The organism is Burkholderia sp. Leaf177, from assembly GCF_001424345.1.
Taxonomy (GTDB): domain Bacteria; phylum Pseudomonadota; class Gammaproteobacteria; order Burkholderiales; family Burkholderiaceae; genus Caballeronia.
The window spans coordinates 621719-643370 of record NZ_LMPF01000021.1; the positions used below are offsets into that span (position 1 = coordinate 621719).

Genomic DNA, 21652 nt, shown 5'->3' on the forward strand with positions numbered 1-21652 from the left:
GGATGGGCTGTTTTAGCTGTCAGCACGCGGCTAATGGGCATTGGCGGGAACGTAGCTCGGTTCGAGAAACCGTCCCCCCCGAAACGCGGGAAGCTCCTCGGGAATCGCGCCGCCGGCGACCCATGGCGCGACGCGTTTCGCATGCGCGGCGGCGAGCGTGACGCCGCTATGGCACGTGACGACAAACGCGCCAGGGTATTGCAACGATTGTTCGTAGATCGGAAAACCGTCGGGGCTATAGACGCGCAGCGCGGCCCATGTGCGTACCAACCGCACGTTCTTCAGCATGGGAAAACTGCGCACGCCACGGCGCGCAATGGTCGCGAGCACGTCCGTCGTGGTGAAGTCGTTGTAGCCGACCTCTTCCATGGAGTCGCCGAATTGCACCGAACCTTCATCGGTCTGGCGCACGTTGATGGTCGGATAATGCAGAAAGGGCGCGACGCGCTCGCTGACAAGAACCTGGCCGCGGTTCGGCGCAACCGGCGCATGCAGACCGACCTGCGTGCTGAGCGCGCGGTTACCGAGACCCGCCGACAACACCACGCGCGGCGCACGCCACACAGCGTTCTTGCCATGCACCGCGAAGCCGTGCGAATCCGGCACGATCCGTCCGATCTCCTCGCCGCTCACGAGCTTCACGCCGCGGCGTTGCATCGCCTCATGAAGTGCGCGCAGCAGCTTGAGCGGATTCACGTGACCATCCATGGGCGTGTAGCTCGCGCCGATCACTTCAGGGCCCACGGCGGGCAAGCGCTCGCGCAACTCTTTTGCATCGAGCAACTGAAACGGGTAATCGCCGCCGACTTCAGCCTGCAATGTGGACAGGCGCTTTTCGCGTTCGGCGAGTTCATCGTCAGAAAAACAAAGGTGGAAACCGCCTGGCTGTTTCAGCGATACATCGATCCCCGTCTCTTCGAGCAGCGACCTGGCGAGGCCCGGCCAGAGTTGCGATGAACTGCGCGACCAGCGTGCGTAGGGCGACAGGCCGAAACCCTTGCCCTGCACCCACACGAGCCCGAAGTTGCCACGCGATGCACGAAAACCACCGTCGCCCTGATCCAGCACCGTGACCTTCAAACCTTCACACGCAAGTCCGTAGGCGACCGCGGTTCCCACCAGCCCGCCTCCGACCACCAGCACGTCGGGACTGTCGACTGCATTGCCTTTCATCGTGTTTCTCCTATCAGGACGCGGTCCAGACCGACCATGCGGTCCAGCACGAGCATCAGGATGACCGTACCCACGATCATTACGGTCGAGACAGACGCGACCAGCGGATCGATTGTCTGGGCGATCTGGTTGTACATTGCAACTGGCAGCGTGGTCGTGCCGGGCGTTGCGACGAAAATGGTCATGGTGAGTTCATCGAAACTCTGGATGAACGAGAGCACCCAGCCGCCGGCAACGCCGGTGCGGATCATCGGCAGGACGACGCGGCGGAAAGCCGTGAAGCGGCTCGCTCCGCAAGACAAAGCCGCGCGCTCGGCATCGCGATCCAGTCCGATTGCCGACGACAACGCAAGCCTCAGCGCATACGGCAACACAATGATCACGTGCGTGGCGCAGAGCGCCCAGAACGATCCGCCGAGCCCGAGCAAACTCAGGAAACGCAGGAACGCGATGCCGAGCACAACGGCGGGAATCATCATCGGCGAGAGGAAAAAACCGGTGAGCGCGCCACGGCCGGGAAATCGATAACGCGCGATCGCAAGCGCCGCCGGGACGGCAAGCGCCACGCCGATCGTCGATGCAACCAGCGCGAGTTTCAGCGAGAGAAAAAATGCATCGAGGATCTGATCGTTCTCGAGAATCGCCTTGAACCAGCGCAGCGAAGCGCCATCGAAAGGCAGCGAGATAAAGCCTTTGTCCGTGAACGCAACCGCGATCACCACGACCAGCGGCGCGGCAATGAACGTCAGGAACAGCGCATTGAACAGCAGCCCCAGGAATCCGTTTTGTTTCATGACGTCTCCCGGTTCAGTCGAAGATGTGTTTGAAGCGGCGCTCGGCGAGCCGGCTGCAGCCCATCACGATCGCCACGTTCGCAATCAGCAGCAACACCGCAATGGTCGCGCCGAGCGGCCAGTTCAGCGTGCCGAGGAATTCATCGTAGGCGGCGGTCGCGACCACTTTCAGCCGGCGCCCGCCGATCAGCGCAGGCGTTGCGAACGCCGATGCCGACAACGCGAACACGATGATCGATCCCGACAAAATGCCGGGCAGGATCTGCGGCAGCACCACGCGACGAAACACGCGAAACGGCGATGCGCCCATGGAAAGACCCGCCCATTCCACTTGCGGATCGAGCTTCTGAAGCGTGGCCCAAACCGACATCACCATGAACGGCACGAGCACGTGGGTAAGCGCGATGATGACGCCGGTCATCGTGAAGACGAGCCGGATGGGTTCGGACGTAATGTGCAGCGCCTGGAGCGCATTGTTCAGGACACCGTTGTTTCCGAGCAGGATCTGCCAGCCCAGCGTGCGCACGACCACGGATATCAGCAACGGCCCGAGCACGATCAACAGGCAGATGGATTGCCAGGGCCGCTTCATGCGAGCGAGCACGATGGTTTCCGGCACGCCCAGCAGGATGCAGAAGAACGTCACCGCGAACGCAAGCCCTGCGGTACGGCCAAAAATTGCGCCGTAGTACGGATCGGTGATTACCTCGAAGTAGTTGCGCCACGTGTAGGCGGCAAGCGTGCCGGCTGTATCGCTGAAGACATGGAAGGACAACACGAAGGTCAAGAGCAGCGGCACCAGCAGCAGGCCGCAGAACAGCAGCAACGCGGGCGCCGACAAGATCCAGGGCGCGGCGCCGGCGCGATCGTCGTCAAGCGTGGCCATCGAGCGCCTCCTTTTGCAGGACGCGCAAGTCGTCGTCCGACCACATGAGGCCGACCTGCTCGCCTTCGTTCGGCGGCGGCGCGCCGTTGTTCGGCTGCGCGACGCTGACTTGTCCAAGCGCTGTATCGATAAGCAAAAGCCATTGGTTGCCGGTGAACACGCGCGTGGTAATGCGGCCGGTCGCGCGTGCATCTCCTGCGCCGCCATATGCCAGATGCACCTTCTCCGGCCGGATATACACGTTCACCTTGCCCTGCACATGGCGGCCTTCGTGCGGCACCTTGAGCGTGGTGCCGGCAACATCGACTTCCGCGCAACGGCCGTTGCGTCGCAACACTTCGCCCGGAAGCAGGTTGGTCTTGCCGAGGAACGCCGATGCAAACGGCGTCTCCGGCCGCTCGTATGCTTCGAACGGCGTGCTCAACTGCGCAATGGTTCCACGATGCATCACCGCGATGCGATCGCTCATGGTCATGGCTTCGACCTGATCGTGCGTGACGAGGATCGTCGTGATGCCGAGACGCTTCTGGATTCCTCTCAGTTCAATATGCATTTCCTCGCGCAGCTTTGCGTCGAGGTTGGACATGGGTTCGTCGAGAAGCAGCAGTTCGGGACGCATTGCAAGCGCGCGGGCAATCGCCACGCGCTGCCGTTGTCCACCCGACAATTCCTTCGGATAACGCCCGCCGAGTCCGGTAAGACGCACGAGTTCCAGCGCCTCGGCCACGCGCTCGGCACGCGCCGCGCGCTTCATGTTGCGCATTTCCAGGCCGAAGCCGACGTTGCCGTCCACCGTCATGTGCGGGAACAACGCGTAGCTTTGAAAGACCACGCCCATGCCGCGCTTCTCCGGGCGTTCGTGCGTGATGTCGCGGCCATCGAGCATGATGGTGCCGCTGGTCGGCGTGACGAAACCTGCCACCATCTGCAAGGTCGTGGTCTTGCCGCAACCGGACGGACCGAGCAACGACAAGAACTCACCGCGTTCAACCTCGAGGTCGATCTGCTCGATTGCCGTGAAGTCGCCGTAGCGCTTCGAGATGCCTTTGAGTGTCAGAAAGCTCATGGGGGTTCTTGTCTGCTTATGAAGTTATTTTCAGCGTTCGACAGTGCGATTCCAGCGATCCGTCCATTCCGTGCGGTGCTGGTTGATCGTCGTCCAGTCCACCGCGATCAGCTTGGCGATCTGCTCGGGACCATACGGCACACGCGCCGCGACTCCAGGGGCCAGCTGCACTGTCTTGTTGACCGGACCGAGACCAATCGCCTGCGCCTGGATCGCCTGCACTTCCGGGCTCAGCAAATATTGAATGAACTGCTGCGACAAAGCCGGCTGCGCATTTTCCGCGACCGAACAGGCAGCGACCTGCAGCGCTACGCCGCCTTCTTTCGGATAGAAGAACTTGAGCGGGAAACCCGTGTTCTGCAACGCGACCGCGCGGCCGCTGCCGTACGGCGCGAGGATCACGTCGCCGCTTTGCATCAGGCCGTCCATCTCGCCCGGCGTGGGCGCCCACGAAAGCACGTCGGGCGCGACCTGTTTTGTGATCGTATTGAAACCCGGATCGATGTTCTTCTCGCCGCCGCCATTCATGCGCGCCAGCATCACGAGCGTATGCAGCCCGTAGGTATTCGTGATCGGCGGAACGCCGAGCTTGCCTTTCAGGCGTTTATCGGTGAGGACACTCCAGGAATCCGGCGCGGGCAAGCCCATTTTCTTGAAGGCATCGGCGTTATAACCAATACCGGTTGCCACCATGCCTACACCTACGGACGTTGGTCCAAGACGCGCAAGCGGGTACAGGTCCTTCATGACCGGCGCTTCATCGATTTTTCCGCACAACCCCGCTTGCATTGCCTGATACATGGGGCCGTCGTCCATCACGGCGACGTTGATCTGCTGATGACCCTTTTGCGCCTGCAGCTTGGCGAGCGTATCGCTGGAATTGCCCGCGACGTACACGATCTTCACGTCATGCGCCTTCTCGAACGGCGGAATGATTTTCTGCCGATACATGGTCTCGTTCGAGCCACCGACATTCGCGACATACAAAGTCGTCTCGGCCTGCGCGAGCATTGGGGCGCCGAGTGCGCCTGCAACGCCCAGTGCAAGCGCGCACTTTCGCAGAGATAAACGGGAAGACGACGAGCGACGGACGTGCTGCAGTTCTTTCATGTGCGTTTTCTCCAGACAGTGCGGGGTCGGACGTTCAGCGGATGTGGGGTAAACGAATTTATTTTGTTCGCCACGAGGCATATCGTCCAATACGAATAAAATAACTACCCATACAAGAATGATATGGGTTGCCTGACATGAATCTTAAGCATATCGAGGCGTTCCGGGCCGTCATGCTCGCGGGTTCCATGACCGCCGCAGCAAAGGAACTGTTCACGTCGCAGCCCAATATCAGCCGCCTGATCACGCAACTCGAACGCGAGACCGGCCTGCAGTTGTTCCTTCGCAGCGGCGTGCGGCTGATTCCCACGAGCGAAGGTAACTCGTTTTTTCGCGAGGTGGAGCGCGCGTATGTCGGCCTTCAAGGGCTGACCAATGCTGCAGCGCAAATCAAGAATCTCGGCACTGGGCGATTGCGCATTGCAGCAATGCCGTCCGCCGGAATGACGCTCGTGCCACATGCAATCCAGCGCTTCCAGGCCAAATATCCCGAGGTGACCGTATCCCTGCACGTGAATACATCGGGGACCGTCAATCACTGGACCAGTTCGCAGTTCTGCGATCTCGGCGTGGCGATCTATTCGAGCGAGGCGTCCAATTGCGAGGTTGAGTTGTTATCAAGGGTCGCGGCGGTATGCGTGCTGCCGGCGGGTCATCGGCTGGCTAAAAAAGCGTCGCTCAAACCGAAGGATTTCGCGGGCGAGCCGTTTGTTTCGCTATGTCATGGCGACGGCACACGCGCACTAATGGACGAAGCCTTCACACGCGCGGGCGTCGAGCGAGTGCTTGCAATCGAAGCGCAATACGCGGCGATCTGCTGCGAGATGGTCCGGTGCGGAATGGGCGTGACGCTCGCGCATCCGCTCGTGGCGCAAGATTTCGCCGGGCCTGAAATTGCCATTCGCCCGTTCTCGCCGGCGGTGATGTTTCCCATGTATCTGCTGTTTCCACCGCATCAGCCAAGAGCGCGTCTGACGATGGATTTCGTCGATATGCTGAGGCTTACGCACGACGAGCAGCTGGCGGCAGCGGACAAACCGCAGCGTGTGAAGCGGGCGTGATCTTCGTGTATTCACGGGTCGTCACCCGCGAATGCGGAACGTAATCAGCGCGCGATAACATCGAACAAAGCGACAGCCGGGGATAAAGATGCACGCTCGTTTCAGCAGCTTGGCACGCGGACTGATCGCGATCGGTGTTGCAGGCAGTTTTGCAAGCAGCGCATTCGCCGCTGAAGCGCAGGACGATGCCGCAAGCGCCGTGCAGGGAGAAGAACCTGCGCAGACGGCGAGTCCTCGGCCAGCGTCGGGATCGGCTGCAAATGCGCCTCGCCCGGAACGTCCACGCGCCGCCCATGCTTCGCCAGCAAGCGATGCGGCAAGCGGCGTCAAAGCAGACAACGTCATCCCCGTTCCGCCCGAAACGCAATCGGTCACGCGGCATTCCATCAAGCTCGACGGCAAGAAGGTCGACTACACCGCCACGGCCGGCAATCTGCTCTTTTGCAACAACGCGGGGCAGGCCGAAGCCAGCATCTTTTACGTGGCGTACACGTCTGACGCAAAACACGCCGCCGCGCGCCCCATCACGTTTCTTTTCAATGGCGGCCCGGGCGCCGGCACCATGTTCCTGCTGATGGGATCGTTCGGGCCGAAACGCGCGCACACGTCGAGTCCGGCCATCACGCCACCCGCTCCCTATGTGCTCGCGGATAACCCGGACAGTCTGATCGATACGACCGATCTCGTTTTCATCGATGCTCCCGGCGCCGGCTTTTCACGCATTGTCGGCCGCGCGACGGGCAAGCAGTTCTGGGGCGTCGATGAAGACCTCGGCGCGTTCGAGCGTTTTATCGAGCGATACCTCACCGTGAATCAACGCTGGAACTCGCCCAAATATCTGCTCGGCGAGTCGTATGGAACGGCGCGCGCCGCCATGCTTGCGTATAAATTGAGTCAGAACAACATTGCGCTGAACGGCGTGGTGCTGATGTCGTCGGTGCTGAACTCGGCCACGCGCGCGCCAGGGACCGATCTGGAAGCCGTGAGCTATTTGCCCACGTACGCGGCCATCGCCTGGTATCACGACAAGCTCGTGCCGAAACCGCCCGAGCTGCAGGCTTATCTCGCCGAAGTCCGCGCGTTTGCCGCAGGTCCGTATGCACAAGCTTTGGCCAAAGGCGATGCCTTGCCCGATTCCGAACGCGATGCAATCGCGGCGCGCGTCGCCGGGTACACCGGTCTCAGCGCGGAATACGTGAAACAGACGCGGCTGGAAATCTGGCCGTCGCGCTTTCGTAAGCAATTGCTGCGCGGCGAGTCCCGCAGTCTCGGCCGATACGACGCGCGCTTCGAAGGCATCGATTACGACGACGCCGCGGAGCGTCCCGACTACGACGCTTCGGTGACGAGCGTGTCGAGCGCCTTCGATGCCGCGCTGCATCAGCATCTCGTGCAGGATCTGCATTTCGACGCGCCCGATGCGTATCGCGTATTCAACGACAGCGCGTTGTCGCAGTGGAACTGGAAGCATCGCGCTTCGTGGGGCGAGCAGTTGTCGCAACCTTACGCGGCAGGCGACCTTGCAGCGGCGATGCGGCAAAACCCGCGCCTTCGCGTGCTGTCGCTCAATGGTTATTTCGATTTGGCGACGCCGTTTTTCCAGACGGAATACGACCTGTCGCACATGAACCTGGACAAGTCCTTGCAGCCGAACATCCAGCGCGCGTATTACCCGACGGGCCACATGATCTATCTGGACGACGCGTCGCTTCACGCGTTGAAAGCGGATCTCACTCGCTTTTATAAAGCCGATAACACCGCGAGCCCCTAAAGCAGCGGCAAGCCGGCATCGCGTTTTACTTCGCGCAAGGACAAGGTCGATTCCACCGCCGATACACCCGGCAGCACGCGCAGGACATCGCGCATGAAAAGGCCGTAATCGTCGAGATCACGCGCCACGACTTGCAACAGATAATCCGCCGTGCCCGAGATGTTGTGGCACGAGACAATGCGTGGAATCGCCTGAATCTCGCGCTCGAAACGGTCGGATATCTTCCGGTCGTGCATGCTGAAGCGCACTTGCACGAACGCGATCAGGCCGAGCCCCAAAGCCGAGCGCGAAAGGATTGCTCGATACCCTTCTATATATCCATCCGCTTCCAGCCGCTTGAGCCGCCGGGCGCACGGCGTTTCGCTCAAGCCGACGCGATTGGCGATACTCGCGTTCGTGGCACGGCCATCCGCTTGTAACGCGATCAGGATTGCGCGGTCGATTTTATCGAGTTCCATTCGTCGTTATCCTTCAAGAAGGATTCGAATGGTAGTGCATTCCGCGCGGATTTATGGTTTTTCCGGCGGAACACGTCAAGGAAGTGTCACGCCGGAAAGTCGGTAGAACGTTGCAGCGAGGCCCGAGGCTTGATCATTTCGTTGCTTCATACCCATCGGTCAGCGTGTTCAAAAACGCGACCACATCCTTGATTTCAGTTTCGTTCATCGCGGGTTGATCGCCCGGCTTGCGGTCGAACGGCGCTTCCGTATTGACGTTCGACCAGTAGCGCTTCGGCAGGTCGTCGAACTTCTGAACCTTGCCGTGGACTGCCGGATAGAACTTCTCCGGGTTGGTGTCGCGTTGAACGTAGAAGCGCACGACTTCATCGAGCGAGTGATAAATGCCGTTGTGAAAGAACGCCTTGCGCGTCGCGACGTTTCTCAGCGACGGCGTCCTGAAGATGCCGCAATATTCCGACTCGCCCTTCAGATCCTTGCGCTCGGGGCCGCATGCGCCGAGATCGAAAAACTTCGGATCCTTGTTGACAGGCAACGCGCGATTACGCGGCACGCCAACGGCAATCAATCCGAAGTCGCTGAACTGCGGCGGCGATCCATCCTTCGCGCGCTGGCTGATATGGCATGCGGCGCAGTTGCCCTTCTTTTCATCGTTGAAAAGCTCCAGGCCGCGCAGTTCCGCTTCGTTCAGTTTCGCCTTGCCCGCAAGGAACGCATCGAACTTGCTCGTGTACGGATAGAACTTTTGCGGCGTCTGCTCGAAGGCTTCGAGCGAACGCAGGATGGCGTCGAACGCCAGGCCCTCGTGATCGAACACGCCTGCGCCGAACGCCTCGCGGAACTCGCCTGCGTACGGCGCGGCCTTGACCGCCGCCACGACTTGCGCCGGCGTGCTGCCCATTTCAAACGATGACGTCAGCGGTATGCGCGCCTGATCCGCGCCGTGATCCACGCGGCCGTCCCACGTCAGGCCGCCGGTCGGGCCGGCATCGACGCTTTCGTCGCCTTCGTCGTCCGAGTCGTGGAAATGCTGCGTGAATTGGGGCACCGACTGAAGATATCTCAGCGATGGAACCGCGCGAAATCCCGGCCTGTGCATGTCGCTTCCGCCCAGTTGCACGGACAAGCCGTTCGGCGGACCGAACGCATGACTCGGGCTATGACAGGACGCGCACGCAAGCTTTCCCGACCCCGAAAGCGACGGGTCCATGAACATTTTTTCGCCCACCGATGTCATCAGCTTGACCTGCGCAAAAACCTGCGCGCGAGATTTCGCTTCGCTTGCACTGTAAGACCCGGCTTGCGGCACGGCAGACGCCGCGTGCGAATCGCAACCGCTCAGTACAAACGCTGAGACGCACAACGCGGCAAGAGACAGCGACAACGAAACGATGGATGACATGTGCATAAGGCTTCAGGAAGAAGGCGAAGCGTATGACGTTCATGTGTCACTCGCGTGACATGACAAACGCCCTTCGTTATTTCCGTCGAAACCTGACACAGTCTTACTTAATGAAAGCGATATTAAATGTTCCTGTCAAATCCAGTTGGGACACTGCGGCACCGGCACAAACTTACAAACGCCCGCCGGTTCCCCAACGACAGAGACCTATCGATGAACAAGAAACTCGTCCGCGCCGTGCCGCTCACGGCGTCGATCGCATTCGGCCTATACGCATGCGGCGGCAATGACGACAAGAAAGCCGACCTGACATCGGTGCAAAACATTGTCGTGATCTACGCGGAAAACCGCAGCTTCGACAACCTCTATGGCAACTTCCCGGGCGCGAATGGCTTGCAAGGCGTCACCGCCGCGAGCGCGCAGCAGCTCGACCGCGACGGCAGCGTGCTGCCGGTATTGCCGCCCATCTGGAATGGCCTGACCGCCACCGGCGTCACGCCCGCGGTCACGCAAGCCATGACGGCGAACTTGCCGAACGCGCCGTTTGCCATCGATGACCCCGCGGGTTTCAACACGCCTTTGTCGCTGACCACGCGTGACCTGTATCACCGTTTCTATGAAAACCAGATGCAGATCAATGGCGGCAAGAACGACAAGTTCGCCGCGTGGGCCGATTCGGGCGGTTTTGTCATGGGTCACTACAACACCAACGCCGACAAGCTGCCGCTCTACAAGATCGCCCAGCAATACACGCTCGCCGATAACTTCTTCATGGGCGCATTCGGCGGCTCGTTCCTGAACCACCAGTGGCTCATCTGCGCGTGCACGCCGATCTATCCGAACGCGGACAAGAGCGTGGCGGCGGGATCGATTTCATCGGTGAACGCAGATGGTGTGTCGCTGAAAGTGACGGCGGCTTCGCCGGTATCGGCTGTCACAGGCATTCCGAAGTTCGTGAATTCGGGCAACCTGACGCCTGACTTCTTCGCCATCAACACAATGCAGCCGCCCTATCAGCCGAGCGGCAACACGCCGCCGACGGGCGGGAATTCGGCGCTCGCCGATCCTGCGGTTGCGACCACGCTGCCGCCGCAAACGCAGACGCATATCGGCGATCTGTTGAATACGGCGAATGTATCGTGGGCGTGGTACGGCGGTTCGTGGGGCGCGGCGCTGGCCGATCGGACCAAGATCAGCGGCTCCACGAACTCGGTGCCGAACTTCCAGACGCATCATCAGCCGTTCAACTACTTTGCCGATCTGGCGCCGGGCACCGCGAATCGCACGCAGCATCTGCTCGATGGCGGCACGGACGGTTCGGAGTTCATCAAGGCGATCGATGCCGGCACGCTGCCGTCCGTTGCGTTCTACAAGCCGCAGGGCAACTTGAACGAGCACGCGGGTTACACGGACGTGGCGTCCGGCGATGCGCACATCGCGAACGTGATCCAGCATCTGCAGGCGAGCCCGCAGTGGAAGAACATGATCGTGGTCGTGACATACGATGAAAACGGCGGTTTCTGGGATCACGTGGCGCCGCCGAAGGGCGATCGCTGGGGTCCGGGCACGCGCATTCCGGCGCTCGTGATTTCGCCGTTCGCGAAGAAGGGTTTTGTCGATCACACGCAATACGATACGACATCGATCCTGCGCCTGATCACCGCACGTTATTCGTTGCCGAAGTTGCCGGGCCTGACGGCGCGCGACGCGGCAATGGTGGCCGCCGGCGGCAAACCGATGGGTGACCTGACGGCGGCATTGGACTTCTGATAGCACCAAGCCCGATGAATAAAAGCGCGATGTGGCTCGCAAGCCCATCGCGCTTTTTCTTTGATTTGTCGCCGCCGTTTGCGAGGCCCAAAAAAAATCCGCAGTTGGCGACCCGGAAATCCGGACCTGCCACTGCGGACATTTACATCTGAAACTACACTTAGTGCGCGAGGAACGACCTCAACTTTTCCGACCGGCTCGGGTGCACGAGCTTGCGCATCGCCTTGCTTTCAATCTGGCGAATCCGCTCACGCGTGACGTCGAACTGCTTGCCGACTTCTTCCAGCGTATGGTCGGAAACCGTGTCGATACCAAAGCGCATTCTCAGCACCTTCGCCTCACGCGGCGACAGTGAATCGAGCGCATCCTTGATCGCAAGACGCATATCGGCGTGCATGGCGGCGTCGGCCGGGGATTCGGTCGCCGAATCCTCAACCATATCGCCCAGCGTGGTGTCGCCGTCTTCGCCCAAAGGCGTTTCGAGCGAAACCGGCTGACGCGCGATTTTCAGAATGCTGCGAACCTTCTCTTCCGACAAGTCCAGGCGAACCGCCAGCACCGACGGATGCGCTTCCTGCCCGGTCTGCTGCAGGATTTCACGCGACACACGGTTCAGCTTGTTGATGGTTTCGATCATGTGCACCGGCACACGAATGGTCCGGCCCTGATCGGCGAGCGAACGCGTCACGGCCTGGCGAACCCACCACGTGGCGTAAGTCGAGAACTTCCAGCCGCGCCGATATTCGAACTTGTCCACGGCCTTCATCAAGCCGATGTTGCCTTCCTGGATCAGATCCAGGAAATGCATGCCGCGATTCACGTACTTCTTCGCAATCGAGATCACCAGACGCAAGTTCGCTTCCGTCATCTCGCGCTTGGCCTGACGCATCTTGTGCTCGGCGGAAGTCATCTGCTTGTTCAGCGCCTTCAGCTGCGAAAGCGGCAGCATCAGTTGCGCTTCGATTTCGATCAGCTTTTGCTGTTCGGCCTGAATGGCAGGCAGCGCGCGCTCGAGCGCCTTGCCATACGAATTCGATGCCGAAGCGTGACGCATGGTCCACTCGAGATCGGTCTCGTGACCCGGGAACACTTCGACGAACTTCTCGCGCGGCATGCCAGCCAGATCCACGGCGATCTTCAGGATACGACGCTCGATAGCGCGAACCTGCTCGACCTGCTCATGCACTTCGGCGCACAACCGGTCGATGGTACGCGCGGTGAAACGCACGGTAGCCAGTTCGTTCTGGATGTGTTCCTGCACGGTCGGCCAGTCGCCCGTGCGCGCGTCGTCGGCGCTGTAGGCCGCGTGGAATGCGTCGAACTGATCGCGCACGTTCACGAACAGCGGCAGGCAATCGCGCAGCAAGTGCTTCAGGCGCGTTGCATTTGCGCGCGTAGCTTGTTCGTCTTCGGTTTCGCCTTCTTCGTCGTCGCTTTCAGACGCGAGCTCGGCTTCATCGATTTCCGCGTCGGATTCGTCCACGGCAGCTTCGTCGAGCGTGCTCACGTCCTTGAAGCCATCGACGAGTTCGTCGATACGCAATTCGCCCGCCACGACCTTGTCCACCGTCGTGAGAAGCGTGACGACAGTCGACGGGCATGCGAACGCCGCCTTGATCATCTCGCCAAGGCCGTCTTCAATGCGCTTCGCAATCTCGATTTCGCCGGCACGGGTCAGCAACTCCGTGCTGCCCATTTCACGCATATACATGCGCACCGGGTCGGTCGTGCGGCCGAATTCCGAATCCACGGTCGCGAGCGTGACTTCCGCTTCTTCGTCCGATTGTTCGTCCGACACGGCGGTCGGCGTGGAATCGTTCAGCAGCAGCGTCTCTGAGTCCGGCGCTTCTTCATAGACGGCCACGCCCATGTCGCGGAACGTGCTGACGATGGTTTCGATAGCCGACGTCTGGGCAAAGTTACCGGGCAGGTGGTCGTTGATCTCCGCGTGCGTGAGGTAGCCTTGCTGTTTTCCCAGCTGGATCAACGCGCGCATCTGTTTCTGACGCTCGTCGGCCTGCTCGGGCGAGACAGTGCCTTCGTCCATGGGACGGGACATTTTGTCTGCAGACCCACGGCGGGCTTTCGATTTTTTGGCAGGAACGCCGTTTCCGGCGGTAGATTCGGTTGGATCAAAACTTGTCATACATTTCCTCGATAGCCTTGCTCTGAGAAAAGCAAACCGGTGCACAGGCGGTCAGACACGCGCAATACCGTGAAGACCGACAGGATCGTCACCTCGGGTTGAACTCATCAAATGCGTTGATTCGAGCAAGCTGAATCAGTTGGAGGCGGGGAGCGCTAACAAGCGCAGGATTCGCGCGGGTCGTACAGTCTATAGCAACTTGATTGCTGCAGGTGCGTTAAGCGCCAATTAACGGGCATTTCCGGCATATTCACGTAGAGAAACAACAACATTTAATCGGGTACGAGTTCATTTGTGGGCGAATCGGGCCGAATCAAGGCCGTAGCGGCCCTAGCAGGTTTGAATTCATTTGGTCGCACCCCGTTTTTTTTGCTTGCTCACCGTAGAAAGAGTGAAACCACCGTCCTTAGAGTCGGACCACCCGAAAAATTCCTTTTCATCGTCTGCGGCATCCTGCCGCAGCGCATCGACGCCCTTACGAAAGTATCCACAGAAACGCCTAATGTAATCGCATTGCGATTAAAGGCATTTCAATGCGATTTTTTTCTTCATATCCTGCTTCTCAGATGTCGCGCTTTAGCTGATTCGAGCGACAGCGGGCGCCTATCTTGAGGACTGGAATATGAACGACGTCACCACGTTGATCGCAGCGCTGAAAAGCGAGATCGGAGCCAGTGCAGTCTTGACAGGCGAAGCCGATCTCGCGCCCTTCACAGAAGACTGGCGCGGCCGATACAAAGGCCCGGCCGTGGCCGTTGTGCAGCCGTCGAACACGGCGCAGGTCGCGGCGATCGTCCGGCTTTGCGCCACGCATGGCGTGCCGGTGCTTCCGCAAGGCGGCAATACCAGTCTCTGCGCCGGCGCAATCCCGCGCAGCGAAGGCGCGGCGCCGGTCATCGTCAATCTGGCGCGCATGCGGCGCATCCGTCACATCGACGCCGCCAACGGTTCCATGGAAGTCGAAGCCGGCTGCGTTCTCAAGACGGTGCAGGACGCGGCGGCGGCAGAAAACCGGCTTTATGCAGTAAGCCTCGGCGCGGAAGGCTCGTGCCAGATTGGTGGAAATCTATCGACAAACGCCGGCGGCACGGCCGTCGTGCGCTACGGCAACACGCGCGACAACGTGCTCGGCCTGGAGGTCGTTCTCGCCGATGGCACCATCTGGAACGGCCTGCGCGCGCTGCGCAAGGACAACACCGGACTCGATCTGAAGCACTTGTTCATCGGCACGGAGGGCACGCTCGGGATCATCACGGCGGCCACGCTGAAACTGCATCCGCTGCCCACGCAACACGCGCTCGCGTGGTTCGCGCCGACCGATCCGGCCGCCGCGTTGCAAATCCTCGGCATGTTCCAGGCCGCGTGCGGATCGCGCCTCTCCGCGTTCGAGATGATCAACCGCCGTCAACTGGAACTGGTTATCGAACATGTGCCTGCGCGGCGTAATCCTTTAAGCGAACTGCATGAATGGCATGTGCTGGTTGAACTCGCCGATACAAACGGCGGCGAAGAAATGGCCGCCCTGCTTCAGCAAACACTCGAACACGCTGCCGAACAAGGCCTGATCCACGATGCAATCCTCGCGAGCAACGAAACGCAACGCGCGACGCTCTGGGAGATTCGTCACAGCGTCTCGGAGGCGAACAAAAAAGGCGGCGTGGGTCTCACGACGGATTGCGCGGTGCCGGTATCGGCGGTTCCTGCGTTTATAGAAAGGGCGACGCTTGCGGTGCATGCCATCGTACCTGCGCTGGACGTTTTGGTAGTCGCGCATCTCGGCGATGGCAACGCGCATTTCATCCCCTTCTTCACCTTCGATGCCTGGCGCGAACTGCCCGATCCGGCCGCGATTGCCAACGCCATGCGCCGCTGCGTGAACGACGTTGCGCACGAACTGCACGGCACGTTCAGCGCGGAGCATGGCGTGGGGCAAACCGGACTGCCGGAGATGGCGCACTACAAGTCACAGGCAGAACTCAGTTTGATGCGCGCCGTGAAAACCGCGCTCGATCCGCACGATCTTTTCAACCCGGGACGTTTGATTCCTTGAACGCCCCACGCTGATCCGGGCCGCCAAAAAAGAAGCCCGGACGTTCGCACCCCTAGCGTTTCTGTTTTCATCCACACCCTTGGAGCCGACATGAAAAAGCAGCCCGCACGCGATGAGATTCAAGCGATTCAAAATCCCGGCCGCCGCACGGTCATCAAGACTGCCGCAGCCAGCGCAGCCGCGGTCGCGTTCCCGTTCGTCTGGACGCCGTCGCGCGCGGCGAGCAAGCGCATCGTGATTCGCGACGATGGCGGCATCTATACGAAAGCGTACGGCGCCGTTTTCTACAAGCCGTTCACGGAAAAGACCGGCATTGAAGTGGTCGGCGTTCAGGCCAACGCCGAACCGACCGCGCAGATCAAGAGCATGGTCGAGACCGGCAGCTACACCTGGGACATGGCGAAGATCAGCCAGCCGGCAATCCTTCTGCTCACTGGCGGCGGCAAGGAATATCTGGAGAAGCACGGTCTCGAAGCCGACCCGATGATCTCGAAGATTCCTGCCCAATACATGTCGCCGTATGGCGTCGGCACGAACGTTTATACGACCGTGCTTGCGTATCGGACGGATGCGTTCAAGGGTCGCAAGGCGCCGTCGTCGTGGGCCGATATGTGGAACGTGAAGGACTTTCCGGGCCGTCGCGGATTGCGCAAATATCCGTTCGATACGTTCGAAGAAGCGCTGATGGGCGACGGCGTGCCGGCATCGCAGGTTTATCCGGTGAACTTCGATAAAGGCATCGCGAGTCTCGACAAGATTTCGAAGCACGTGGACGTGTGGTGGACGACGGGTTCGCAAGTTGAACAGATGCTCGGTTCGGGCGAAGTCGACATGATCAGCACGTGGGTCTCGCGCGCGCAATCAGCGATTGCGAACGGTGCGCCGGTTGCGATCGTGTGGAACCAGAATATCTGGGGCTGCGACAACTGGTCGATTCTCAAGGGCACGCCGAACGCCGCCGCGTGCCGCGAGTTCATCAAGTTTGCATCCGATCCGAAACGTCAGGCCGCGCTCGTCGAGTATTTCCCCGCCGGCGTGACGCAACCTGAAGCGTTCAACTTCATCAAGCCGGAGATCGCTAAAAATTGCCCGACGTTCCCGGAGAACATCAAGAACGGCCTGCATATCGATGCGAAGTTCTGGCAGGAAAAGCAAAGCGTCGCGCTCGAAAAATTCAATAGCTGGATCCTGACGTAAGTCATTCAAGTCACCGCGTTTTACTGCAAGGGATGCCATCAACATGTCTGCCTCGAATCTTCAAATCACGGGACTGTGCAAGCGCTATGGTGACTTCGTCGCGCTCGCTCCCATCGATCTCGACGTCGCCCAGGGCGAATTCCTGACCCTGCTCGGACCGAGCGGTTCGGGCAAGACTACGTTGCTGAGTCTTATCGCCGGATTGTCGCAACCGGACGACGGGCAAGTGCGCATCAATGGCGTCGATGTGACGTATGGCGCGCCGTATGAGCGGGACATCGGCATGGTGTTTCAGAACTACGCGCTGTTCCCGCACATGACGGTCGCGGAGAACGTGGCGTTCCCGCTGCAGATGCGCAAGACCGATGCGAAAGCCACGCGCGAGAAGGTCATGCAGGCGCTGGAGATGGTGCATTTGCCGCATGTCGCCGGGCGTTATCCGCGGGAATTATCGGGCGGCCAGCAGCAACGGATCGCGCTCGCGCGCTGCATGGTGTACAGGCCATCGATCATCCTGATGGACGAACCGCTCGGTGCGCTCGACAAGAAATTGCGCGATCAGATGCAACTGGAGATCAAGCGGATTCATCGTGATCTGGGAACCACGATTGTGTACGTCACGCACGATCAGGAAGAGGCGATGACCATGTCCGATCGCATCTGCCTGATGAACGCGGGTTCCATCGCGCAGCTTGGTTCGCCGGCCGATTTGTATTTCCGGCCGAAGAGCGTCTTCGTTGCGGATTTCCTGGGTGAATCGAATCTGCTCGATGCGGTCGTCACCGGGCGCACCGGCGATCAGGTGCAGATCAGCGTGCAGGGCGGCGCGAACGTGAACGCCATGGCGTACGACACCGTGATCCGCGACGGCAAGCCCGTGAAACTGATGCTTCGTCCGCAGAACCTGCAGATCCACGATGGACCGCCGGCCGGGTTCATCAACGGCGGCACGTTGTCGGCGAAGCTCACCGACATCATGGTCACCGGCAGCATGACGAAGTTTTATTTGCAGTCGCATGTCACCGACGCACCGCCGCTCATCGCGGCATTTCCCACCAACCGGCTTGGCAGCCAGTACGAAATCGGGCAAACGCTCGGGCTTTCGTGGCTGACTGCGGACGCTGTTGCAATCGCGGGGTAAATGATGAATCGCTCCGCACTGGTTGCCGAACAACCGCATCCCGAGATGCTCCCGAATCGTCCCGCGCGATGGCGTGCGTGGTTGCGTCCCGGCGCGATGAGTGCGCCGATCGTGATCCTGCTGCTCGTGATGCTGGTCTATCCCGTCGGGCAGTTGCTGCTTCTGAGCGTGCATAACGGCACGGGCTTCACGCTCGTGGAATACAAGCGGCTGTTTGCGTCGTCGGTATATGTGGATGTGTTGCTGATCACGCTGAAGGTCTCTTTGTGGACCACGTTCTTTTCCGTGCTGACCGGATATCCGATCGCGTATCTGATTTCATCGCTGACACGGGAGCGCAAGAACCGCCTTCTGTTCTGGGTCCTGCTTTCGTTCTGGACCAGCTTTCTCGTGCGCACGTTTGCATGGGTCGTGCTGCTCGGACGCAACGGCGTGATCAACCAGGTTCTGATGGGACTTGGAATTATCGACCGGCCGATGAACCTGCTTTACAACTTCTCCGCCGTGGTCGTGGGCATGGTCCACGCGTTGATGCCGCTCGCAGTGCTGACCATGTTGTCGGTCATGGAGAACATCGACCGGCGTTTGCCGAGCGCCGCCGCAACACTCGGCGCGCGTCCCGGCACGGTGTTCTGGAAGGTGTACTTTCCGTTGTCGTTGCCGGGCGTCGCAGCGGGCGCGTTGATGGTTTTCGTGACGGCCATCGGCTTCTTCATCACGCCGACGCTGCTCGGCGGTCGTCATCAAACGATGATCACGCAACTGATCATCGACCAGGTGATGCAGGCTTTGAACTGGGGTTTTGCGGGCGCGATTTCGGTATTGCTGCTGGCGGTCGTGCTGATCGTGTTCCTGATCTACGACCGCCTGGTCGGACTGTCGACAATGGCCGGCGGCTCGTCTGCGCGCGGCCCGAAACACGGCGGCGGATTCGGCCGCAAACTCGGCGATGTCATCCTGACAGTGCTGGGCAACGCCACGGACTTGGTCATCGGCTTGCTGCCGAAACGCCGCAAGCGCGCCGCTGAAGGTGCGAGCCTCACCTTGCGCGTGGTCGTGATCCTGCTGCTCGTATTCCTGAGCGCGCCCGCGTTCCTGATGATCCCGCTCTCCTTCGATTCCGCTTCCGGTCTTGCATGGCCGCCGCACGGATTTTCGCTGCAGTGGTATCGGCAGATCACGGAGTCGCCGTTGTGGATGCAGGCCATCACGCGCTCGATGCTCGTGGGTATCGGCACCGGGATTCTTTCGATGCTGATCGGCACGCCCGCCGCGTTCCTGCTCGTACGTGGCGGCATGAAAGGCAAGGCCGCGATGCTCGCGTTCGTGCTCGCGCCAATCGTCGTGCCGCGCATGATCATCGCGGTCGGTGTGTTTTATTTCTTCGCGAAGATCGGGCTGATCGGGTCGTCGTATGGACTCGTGCTGGCGCATACGGTGGTTGCCGTGCCCTACGTGGTGATCACCATGATGGCCGTGCTGCGCAACTACGACACACGCCTCGACCTCGCCGCGCAAAGCATGGGCGCGCGCCCGTGGGCCACGTTGCGTCGCGTCACCTTCCCGATCCTCGGCGCGGGTTTGATGTCGTCGTTCCTGTTCGCGTTTGCAACTTCCTTCGATGAACTCACCATCGCCCTTTTCTCGTCGGGCGGCTTGAGCACGACGCTGCCCAAGCAGTTCTGGGACGAAATCACCATGCAGATCTCGCCGGTCATCGCGGCGGTATCGACGTGTTTGTTTGCGTTCATTGCAGTGCTGATCTGGGTCGCCGATCGTTTGCGCCGACGCAGCCTTGCTTCTTGAATAACCTTGATTTACAGGACTCACTCATGCTTTCAGCTCAACAACTGCGTGGCGTTTTCCCGGCCATTCCAACGCCCGTCAATCCCGACGACACCATCAACGCCGATGCCGCCCGCGCCTTGATGCGCTATCTGATGAAGCAGGGCGTGGACGGCGTGGTTCCCCTCGGCGGCACGGGCGAATACGGCGCGCTTTCGCGGGCGGAACGTGTTCGCATGGCCGAGATCACGGCGAAGGAAGCGGCGGCCAAGATTCCGGTGATCGCCGGTGTGCTCGATCCTGGTTATCACGATGCAATGCAAGCCGGCAAGGATTTCGCCGCCGCAGGTGCCGATGGTCTGCTCGTACTCACGCCCTATTACACGAACCCGACGCAAGGCGGCATTCGCGACTACTTCCTGCGTTACGCCGATGAATCTCCGTTGCCGATTCTCATCTACGAAATCCCGTACCGCACGCGCATCGCGATCGCTCCCGAAGTGCTGCACGAGTTGTCGAAGCACGAGCGGATCATCGGCATGAAGGCGTGCAACACGGACATGTGGCATTTCCTGCGCACGGTCGCGGGCGTGGATGAATCGTTTGCCGTGCTGAGCGGCGAGGACACATTGTTCCCGCTGCACGTGGCGGCGGGTGCACGCGGTGGCATCGTGGTGACGGCGACGCTGTTGCCGACCGCATGGAAAAAAATCTACGACCTGGCTCGCGAGGGCAGGACACAGGACGCGCTCGCGCTACATCGCTCGCTGATTCCGTTAATGAACATGGCGTTCGCCGAAACGAATCCGGGACCCATGAAGTCGGTGATGGATCTGATCGATGTCCACGCGCCCGACATGCTTGCGCCGCTGGTTCAGGCTGACCCGGCGTTGTCGGCGAATCTGCGCGCGGAACTCGAAAAGCAACTCGATATGTTCGAACGCAAGCTTTGATCTGAACGATCAGCGCTTATAGCCGGAAAGCCGCGCCTTCGAAATAGACGTCGCGGCGACCTGCACGTGCTGCGCGAGTTCGGCTTCCACGCGCTCGATAGACCAGCGCGACGTGGGCACGGAAATGTTGATCGCGGCGACCGCCATGCCGCCGTGGTCCGTCACCGGCGCAGCCACGGAAATATCGCCGAGCACGGTTTCGTTCTCGATCACCGCGTAGCCGCGTCGCGCGACTTTGCGCACGCGTTCAAGCAGTTTGTCGGGATTGGTTTCGGTGTAATGCGTGACGGGGTCGAGGCGTGTTTGCGAAAGGATCTCGCGCACGCGGTCATCGGAAAGACGCGACAGGATTGCGATGCCCGATGCCGTGAACATGGCCGGCAAACGCGCGCCGACCACAATGTCGATGTTCACCAGATGCTGCCCCGGGAAGCGCGCAACGAACACGATCTCGTGTCCGTCGAGTTCCTGGAGATTGGTGGTTTCGCCGAGCCGGCGGCTGATGTCGAGAAGATACGGCGAGGCTTTGTCGATGAGCTCGTTCGCGCGCACGTAGTTGTACGAGAACTGCAGCACCTTGGTGGTCATGCCGTAATTGCGCGTTTCCGGTACGCGATACAGATAGCCGAGCACTTCGAGCGTATGCACGAGGCGTTGCGTGGCGCTGCGATCGAGTCCGGACGCGCGGGCAATATCGACGAGGGTCATGTGGCGGCTCGGACCGTCGAACGCGTGCAGGACCTGGAAGGCTTTTTCGGTTGATCCGACAAACAGCGACGAGCGCTGAGTCTCTTTCTCGCCTGACTCTTTTGGCTTGTCAGCAGCGCTTTTGACCATGCTTGTTTGGTTCTTGAAAGTATCGGATTGTGATTATCACAATTGTAGTGCA

17 protein-coding genes are annotated in these 21652 nt (G+C 60.4%); 8 read left to right on the top strand and 9 right to left on the bottom strand.

Going from position 1 to position 21652, the window contains the following annotated elements; all coding sequences use genetic code 11:
* Positions 1-30: 30 nt before the first annotated feature.
* The 5 genes from ASG35_RS18195 to ASG35_RS18215 are packed head-to-tail and all read right to left on the bottom strand — an operon-like array spanning position 31 to position 5029.
* Positions 31-1173 carry an NAD(P)/FAD-dependent oxidoreductase gene (locus tag ASG35_RS18195; RefSeq protein WP_056360313.1) on the bottom strand — a complete coding sequence of 381 codons (1143 nt, stop codon included), beginning with the start codon at positions 1171-1173 and terminating at the stop codon, positions 31-33.
* Positions 1170-1967, bottom strand: a complete 798-nt coding sequence (locus ASG35_RS18200) for an ABC transporter permease (RefSeq protein ID WP_056360317.1) — start codon at positions 1965-1967, stop codon at positions 1170-1172. Before ASG35_RS18200 ends, ASG35_RS18195 begins: the two co-directional genes overlap by 4 nt.
* A gap of 13 nt (positions 1968-1980) precedes the next feature.
* Positions 1981-2853: an ABC transporter permease gene (locus tag ASG35_RS18205; RefSeq protein ID WP_056360320.1), complete on the bottom strand. Its 873-nt coding sequence runs from the start codon at positions 2851-2853 to the stop codon at positions 1981-1983.
* Entirely contained in the window at positions 2840-3919 is a 1080-nt protein-coding gene (locus tag ASG35_RS18210; protein ID WP_056360323.1) for an ABC transporter ATP-binding protein, read from the bottom strand. Before ASG35_RS18210 ends, ASG35_RS18205 begins: the two co-directional genes overlap by 14 nt.
* Positions 3920-3949: 30 nt before the next feature.
* The gene (locus ASG35_RS18215) at positions 3950-5029 is read right to left on the bottom strand and encodes an ABC transporter substrate-binding protein (RefSeq protein ID WP_056360326.1); all 1080 of its coding nucleotides are present in this window, start codon (positions 5027-5029) and stop codon (positions 3950-3952) included.
* A gap of 137 nt (positions 5030-5166) precedes the next feature.
* On the opposite strand from ASG35_RS18215, the gene ASG35_RS18220 reads away from it, so the two are divergent.
* Positions 5167-6090 (top strand): LysR substrate-binding domain-containing protein, encoded by a 924-nt coding sequence (locus ASG35_RS18220; RefSeq protein WP_056360328.1) that lies wholly within the window; start codon positions 5167-5169, stop codon positions 6088-6090.
* 88 nt (positions 6091-6178) lie between these two features.
* A complete protein-coding gene (locus tag ASG35_RS18225; RefSeq protein ID WP_056360331.1) occupies positions 6179-7861 on the top strand; it encodes a S10 family peptidase in 1683 nt (560 codons plus the stop codon).
* On the opposite strand, the gene ASG35_RS18230 is transcribed toward ASG35_RS18225, so the two are convergent.
* Both ASG35_RS18230 and ASG35_RS18235 read right to left on the bottom strand, forming a co-directional pair.
* Positions 7858-8319 (bottom strand): Lrp/AsnC family transcriptional regulator, encoded by a 462-nt coding sequence (locus tag ASG35_RS18230; protein ID WP_056360333.1) that lies wholly within the window; start codon positions 8317-8319, stop codon positions 7858-7860. The genes ASG35_RS18225 and ASG35_RS18230 overlap by 4 nt on opposite strands.
* A gap of 133 nt (positions 8320-8452) precedes the next feature.
* Positions 8453-9721, bottom strand: a complete 1269-nt coding sequence (locus tag ASG35_RS18235; protein WP_056360336.1) for a cytochrome-c peroxidase — start codon at positions 9719-9721, stop codon at positions 8453-8455.
* 213 nt (positions 9722-9934) lie between these two features.
* Between ASG35_RS18235 and ASG35_RS18240 the strand changes: the two genes are divergently transcribed.
* Positions 9935-11491, top strand: a complete 1557-nt coding sequence (locus ASG35_RS18240) for an acid phosphatase (RefSeq protein ID WP_056360339.1) — start codon at positions 9935-9937, stop codon at positions 11489-11491.
* Between the two features lie 160 nt (positions 11492-11651).
* On the opposite strand, the gene rpoD is transcribed toward ASG35_RS18240, so the two are convergent.
* Positions 11652-13550: an RNA polymerase sigma factor RpoD gene (gene rpoD / locus ASG35_RS18245; protein WP_235527584.1), complete on the bottom strand. Its 1899-nt coding sequence runs from the start codon at positions 13548-13550 to the stop codon at positions 11652-11654.
* Positions 13551-14259: 709 nt separating this feature from the next.
* On the opposite strand from rpoD, the gene ASG35_RS18250 reads away from it, so the two are divergent.
* The 5 genes from ASG35_RS18250 to dapA all read left to right on the top strand — a co-directional run bounded on the left by ASG35_RS18250 (position 14260) and on the right by dapA (position 20763).
* Positions 14260-15687 carry an FAD-binding oxidoreductase gene (locus ASG35_RS18250; protein ID WP_056360344.1) on the top strand — a complete coding sequence of 476 codons (1428 nt, stop codon included), beginning with the start codon at positions 14260-14262 and terminating at the stop codon, positions 15685-15687.
* 90 nt (positions 15688-15777) lie between these two features.
* Entirely contained in the window at positions 15778-16884 is a 1107-nt protein-coding gene (locus ASG35_RS18255; protein WP_056360347.1) for an ABC transporter substrate-binding protein, read from the top strand.
* Positions 16885-16927: 43 nt separating this feature from the next.
* Positions 16928-18025 (top strand): ABC transporter ATP-binding protein, encoded by a 1098-nt coding sequence (locus ASG35_RS18260; protein ID WP_056360350.1) that lies wholly within the window; start codon positions 16928-16930, stop codon positions 18023-18025.
* Positions 18026-18070: 45 nt separating this feature from the next.
* Positions 18071-19831 carry an ABC transporter permease subunit gene (locus ASG35_RS18265; protein ID WP_056360923.1) on the top strand — a complete coding sequence of 587 codons (1761 nt, stop codon included), beginning with the start codon at positions 18071-18073 and terminating at the stop codon, positions 19829-19831.
* Positions 19832-19857: 26 nt separating this feature from the next.
* Complete coding sequence (gene dapA / locus ASG35_RS18270; protein WP_056360354.1) at positions 19858-20763, top strand: 4-hydroxy-tetrahydrodipicolinate synthase; 906 nt, start codon at positions 19858-19860, stop codon at positions 20761-20763.
* Positions 20764-20772: 9 nt separating this feature from the next.
* Here dapA and ASG35_RS18275 read toward each other — a convergent pair whose 3' ends face one another.
* On the bottom strand, positions 20773-21600 hold the full coding sequence (locus ASG35_RS18275) for an IclR family transcriptional regulator (RefSeq protein ID WP_056360357.1): 828 nt from the start codon (positions 21598-21600) through the stop codon (positions 20773-20775).
* Positions 21601-21652 lie beyond the last annotated feature (52 nt).